4 protein-coding genes are annotated in these 5,655 nt (G+C 67.0%); all 4 read left to right on the forward strand.

All coding sequences use genetic code 11. The annotated features are described in order from the left end of the window. Window positions 1-457 precede the first annotated feature (457 nt). The 4 genes from ACPYOG_RS18385 (at window position 458) to ACPYOG_RS18400 (ending at window position 5,639) form a co-directional block, all read left to right on the forward strand. Window positions 458-1,762 (forward strand): ABC transporter substrate-binding protein, encoded by a 1,305-nt coding sequence (locus ACPYOG_RS18385; protein ID WP_481295591.1) that lies wholly within the window; start codon window positions 458-460, stop codon window positions 1,760-1,762. Window positions 1,763-1,845: 83 nt separating this feature from the next. Further along, complete coding sequence (locus ACPYOG_RS18390) at window positions 1,846-2,826, forward strand: carbohydrate ABC transporter permease (RefSeq protein WP_090037580.1); 981 nt, start codon at window positions 1,846-1,848, stop codon at window positions 2,824-2,826. After that, window positions 2,819-3,658, forward strand: coding sequence for a carbohydrate ABC transporter permease (locus tag ACPYOG_RS18395; RefSeq protein ID WP_090037577.1), 840 nt, complete (start codon window positions 2,819-2,821; stop codon window positions 3,656-3,658). The genes ACPYOG_RS18390 and ACPYOG_RS18395 overlap by 8 nt, the downstream gene beginning before the upstream one ends. A 31-nt stretch (window positions 3,659-3,689) precedes the next feature. Further along, a complete protein-coding gene (locus ACPYOG_RS18400; protein WP_481295592.1) occupies window positions 3,690-5,639 on the forward strand; it encodes a cellulase family glycosylhydrolase in 1,950 nt (649 codons plus the stop codon). Window positions 5,640-5,655 lie beyond the last annotated feature (16 nt).

A 5,655-nucleotide genomic window follows, 5' to 3' on the forward strand; every position in this document is an offset into this window, starting at 1 on the left:
TCCGTCGTCGGCAGCGTCAGATGTGTATAAGAGACAGTTGTTGCATCCGACACGCCGTGCGGGCATGCAACAACGAGCACTTCGGCGAGATGGGAGGCCCGGAACAGGGCCCGGGACCGGCGGCACGAAGCCGGCTGCGCGTGCCTCTGACGCACGGGCATCCACTCACGCGCGCCCGCCGAGGTGCTCGTTGTTGCATCCGACACGCCGTGCCGGCCTGCAACAACGAGCACTTCGGCGAGATGGGATGCCCGGCGCCGGGCCCGGCGACCGGAGCGGCCGGCAGGGATGCGCGACGCCGGCCGGCGGCGCAAGCGGAACGGCGCGTATACCCTCGGACGGGGTGAAGTCAAGGATTGACACCTGAACCGGTTAAGTTAGGCTTCCCCTGGCGCACCCCGCTCGGATTCGCACCAGACCGGCACGCGCCCCCATCAAGAGACGAAGGAGTCACACAATGAGGAAACGCGCCATCGCCGCAGCGGCAGTAGCCGCGGCGGTCTCGCTCGTGGTCGCGGGCTGCAGCAGCTCGGGATCCGGATCGTCGTCCAGCGGCGCGACGATCACGTACTGGGCGAGCAACCAGGGCACCAGCCTCGCCAACGACAAGCAGGTCCTCACCCCGGTGCTCGACGAGTTCACCAAGGAGACCGGCGTCAAGGTCAAGCTCGAGGTCATCGGCTGGAACGACCTGCAGACGCGCATCCAGACAGCAGTCACCTCCGGCCAGGGGCCGGACGTGCTGAACATCGGCAACACGTGGGCCGCCTCCCTGCAGGCGACCGGGGCGTTCCTGCCGTTCGACGACGCCAGCATGAAGAGCATCGGCGGCAGCGACAAGTTCGTGAAGACCGCGCTCGAGACCGGCGGCGCCCCCGGCAAGCCCGTCACCAGCGTCCCGCTCTACGGCCTCGCCTACGGCCTCTACTACAACAAGAAGATGTACACCGACGCCGGCCTGCAGCCGCCGACGACGTGGGAGGAGCTGGTGGCCGCAGCCAAGAAGCTCACCAACGGCACCCAGTACGGCTTCTCGCTCGCAGCGGGCAGCTACACCGAGAACGTCCACTTCGCCTTCATCAACGCGTCGCAGAACGGCGGCGAGTGGTTCGGCAGCAAGGGCAACCCGACGTTCACGCAGCAGGCGAACATCGACGGCATCAAGCGCTACCTCGACCTGATGCAGACCGACAAGGTCGTCAACCCCTCCAACGCCCAGTACGACAACGGCGTGCAGGCGGTCAACGACTTCGCCACCGGCAAGGTCGCGATGATCCTCAGTCAGAACAACGCGGACGCCTCCATCGTCTCCAACGGCATGAAGAGCGACCAGTACGGCGTCGTCCCGTTCCCCGCGCCGGAAGGTGCGAAGAAGATCGCCAGCTTCCCGGCCGGCATCAACCTCTCCATCTTCAAGAACACCAAGAACAAGGATGCGGCCCTCAAGTTCGTCAAGTACATGACGAGCGAATCCACCCAGGGCAAGCTGGCGAAGCCGTACGCGGTGCTCCCCGTGCTGGACGGCGTCAAGCCGGGCTTCACGGACAACGCCGACGAGGCCGCGACCTTCCAGAAGATCTACAACGACATGACGAAGCCGCTTCCCCTGGTGCCCGCTGAGGACCAGTTCGAGAACACGGTCGGCAAGGCGATGAACGACATGTTCGCCAAGATCGCCACCGGCAGCACGGTCAGCGACGCCGACATCAAGACGGCGATGCAGAACGCGCAGGACCAGGTCAAGCAGTCCCTGGGCGGCTGATCCGCCGACAACGATCACTCACCGGGCGGGATGCGCCACCGCCGCATCCCGCCCGGTGAACCGCCACATCCTCAAGGAGACTCATGTCGACGACGACAGACGTCCGCGGGCCGGCGACCACGACGCCGCCCGCCGCACCCCCCAAGCCCAAGCGCCGCCGCCCGAAGGGATGGTGGCTGCCGTTCCTGCTGCTGCTCCCGGCCATCCTGTTCGAGCTGCTCATCCACGTCGTCCCGATGCTCACGGGCATCTGGATCAGCTTCACCCAGCTGACCAAGTTCTTCATCGCCAACTGGGGCGAAGCGCCGTTCGTCGGCTTCAAGAACTACACGGTCGCCCTCGACTTCACGAGCTCCATCGGCTCGGGACTGTACAAGTCGTTCTTCGTGACGGTCGGATTCACCATCCTGGTCGTCGGCCTGTCCTGGGTGCTCGGGATGGCCGCCGCCGTCGCGCTTCAGGGCCGGTTCCGGGGGCGTTCGTTCTTCCGCACGCTGTTCCTCGTGCCGTACGCGCTGCCGCTCTACGCGGGCATCATCACCTGGAAGTTCATGTTCCAGAAGGACACGGGCGCGATCAACCACTTCCTGTTCGACAACCTGCACCTGCCCGGCGACAAGCCGTTCTGGCTGATCGGCGGGAACGCCTTCTGGTCGATCGTCATCGTCGCGATCTGGCGGCTGTGGCCGTTCGCGTTCCTGATGCTGATGGCGGGCCTGCAGTCCATCCCGACGGACGTGTACGAAGCCTCGGCGGTGGATGGGGCGAAGCCGTTCCGGCAGTGGCGCGCGATCACCCTTCCGATGCTGCGCCCGGTGAACGCCGTGCTGCTCCTGGTGATGTTCCTGTGGACGTTCAACGACTTCAACACGCCCTACGTCCTCTTCGGGAGCACGGCCCAACCCGCAGCCGGCGACCTGATCTCGTTCCACATCTACAACGCGTCGTTCCTGACCTGGAACTTCGGCTCGGGAGCCGCTATGAGCGTCCTCCTGCTGCTGTTCCTGCTGATCGTGACCGGCATCTACCTGATCTTCGTGAACCGGAGGAACCGCAATGCGTGAGACCCGCTCATCCCACGTCTTCCGCTGGGTGACCATCGCCGTGCTGACCGTGTTCACGGTCGTGCCGCTCTACGTGATGATCACCTCGTCGGTGAAGCCGCTGTCCGAGGTGCAGTCCGCCTTCACCTGGTGGCCGCAGACGTTCACCATCCAGCCGTTCATCGACATGTGGTCGACGGTGCCGTTGGCGAACTATTTCGTGAACAGCCTGATCGTGTCGAGCGCAGCGACCCTGATCTCGCTCGTGATCGCGGTGTTCGCCGCCTATGCGGTGTCGCGCTACCGCTTCAAGGGCCGGACGGCGTTCACGACGACGGTGCTGTCCACGCAGATGTTCCCCGGCGTGCTGTTCCTGCTGCCGCTGTTCCTCATCTTCGTCAACATCAACCAGGCGACCGGGATCCAGTTGGTCGGCACGCGCTGGGGCCTCATCATCACGTACTTCACGTTCGTGCTGCCCTTCTCGATCTGGATGCTCGCCGGCTACTTCGACGGCATCCCGCGCGACCTCGACGAGGCCGCGAAAGTGGATGGGTCGGGCCCGATGGGCGCGCTCTGGCACGTCGTGCTGCCCGCGGCGCGTCCCGGCCTCATCGCCGTCGCGATCTACTCGTTCATGACGAGCTGGGGCGAGGTGCTGTTCGCATCGGTAATGACGACGGATGAGAACCGGACGCTCGCGGTCGGCCTGCAGCTCTACTCCACCCAGACGAACGTGTACTGGAACCAGATCATGGCAGCGTCGCTGGTCGTGTCCATCCCGATCGTCGTCGCGTTCCTGCTGTTGCAGCGCAACTTCGTCGCAGGTCTCACGGCCGGCGCGGTCAAGTGACGCCCGCCCGCACCTCCTCCTGAAAGGCATCATGGATCGTCCTTCTCCGGTCTTGCAGGTCGACGACGCCCCGGTGGTGTGGCTCGGCGCCAACTTCTGGTCCCGCACCGGCGGCCCGCTCATGTGGACGCGCTACGACGCGGGCATCGTGCGGGACGAGCTGCGCGTGCTCGCCCAGCACGGCCTGAACATGACGCGGTCATTCTTCTACTGGCCCGACTTCCACCCGACGCCCGACTCGCTCGACGAGCAGTGCATCGCCAACTTCGCCGACTTCCTCGACGCCCATTCGGAGATCGGGATGACCACCGTCCCGACGTTCCTCGTCGGGCACATGTCCGGCGAGAACTGGGACCCTGCCTGGCGCGACGGGCGCGATCTGTACCACGACGTCTGGTTCGTCGGCCGGCAGGCGTGGTACGTGCGGGAGCTGACCTCGCGGTTCGCCGCGCATCCCGCGGTCGCCGGGTGGCTGCTGACCAACGAGGTCCCGATCTACGGCGGCGAGGCGCCGCGTCCCATCGTGGATGCGTGGGCGTCGCTGCTGGTGGATGCGGTGCGCGCGGGCGGCGCGACGCAGCCGGTCGCAGTCGGAGACGGGGCGTGGGGCATCGAGACGACGGGGCACGACAACGGCTTCTCGGTGCGCGACCTGGCGAAGTTCACCGACTTCATCGGGCCGCACGTCTACCGGATGGAGACCGACCAGATCCGGCAGCACCTGAAGGCGGCCTACATCGCGGAGCTCGCGGCGACGGACGGACTGCCCGTGATCATGGAGGAGTTCGGGCTGACGAGCGACTTCGTGTCGGACGCCGGGGCGGCCTCCTACTACCGGCAACTGCTCTACTCGACGCTGCTGGCGGGCGCGACCGGGTGGATCGCCTGGAACAACACCGACTACGACGACCTCGCGGACCAGCGGCCGTACTCGCACCATCCGTTCGAGATGCACTTCGGGATCACCGACCGCCACGGAGCGCCCAAGCCACCGCTCCGCGAGCTGGCGCGGTTCGCGTCGGATCTCGCCGCGATCGACCTGCCCTCGGCGCGGCGGGCGCCGGTGGATGCGGCTCTCGTCGTTCCGTCGCACCTCGCGGAGGACTACCCCTTCACGCAGGAGGAGGAGCGGGCGCACATCGTCGCGACCGGCGAGCAGGCGTACGTCGCAGCGCACGAGGCGCACATCCCGGTCGCCGTGGTGCGCGAGAAGGCGGACGGCGGACTGCCGGCCGGGTACGGGCTGTACGTGCTTCCGTCGGTGAAGCAGTTGTGCGCATCCTCCTGGCAGCAGCTGATCGCGCTCGCGGAGGAGGGCGCTACCGTCTACGCGTCGTACTCGCACGGGCCGGGCGGGGTGCAGCGCGGACCGTGGTGGGCGCACACCGAGGAGCTGTTCGGCGTGCGGATGGAGAGCGCCTACGGCCTCGCCGAGCCGGTGCTCGACGAGACCGTCGAGCTGCGGTTCACCGACTCGTTCGGGCCGCTCGCGGCCGGGAGCACGCTGTCGTTCGCGGCCGCGGGCAACGAGAACGGGCGCACGTACCTGCCGGTGCGGGCGACCTCGGGACGGGTGGTGGCGGTGGATGCGCACGGCCGTCCCGCTCTCGTCGTGCAGGACCACGGTGCGGGGCGCGCGGTGCTGAGCACCTATCCACTCGAGTACTTCGCGTCGGCGCAGGCGCGGGTGAACCCGGAGCAGACCTGGCGGCTGTACGACGCGCTCGCCGATGTGGCGGACGTGGAGCGGGATGTGCGGCTCGACGACCCGCGCGTGTTCACGGATGCGCTGGTGCACGACGACGGCCGCCGCTTCGTCTTCTTCGTCTCCCAGCACGAGACCTCCACGACGGTGACTCCGACGGTCCCCGGTGGCGCCCTGGTCACCCTGGACGGCGAACCGTCTCCGACCGTCTCCCTCGCCCCCTACGGCGTAGCCCTCCGCCTCCTCACCCACGACCTGTCTCTTATACACATCTGACGCTGCCGACGACGGA

Source organism: Leifsonia sp. HAY1-4F (assembly GCF_056755275.1).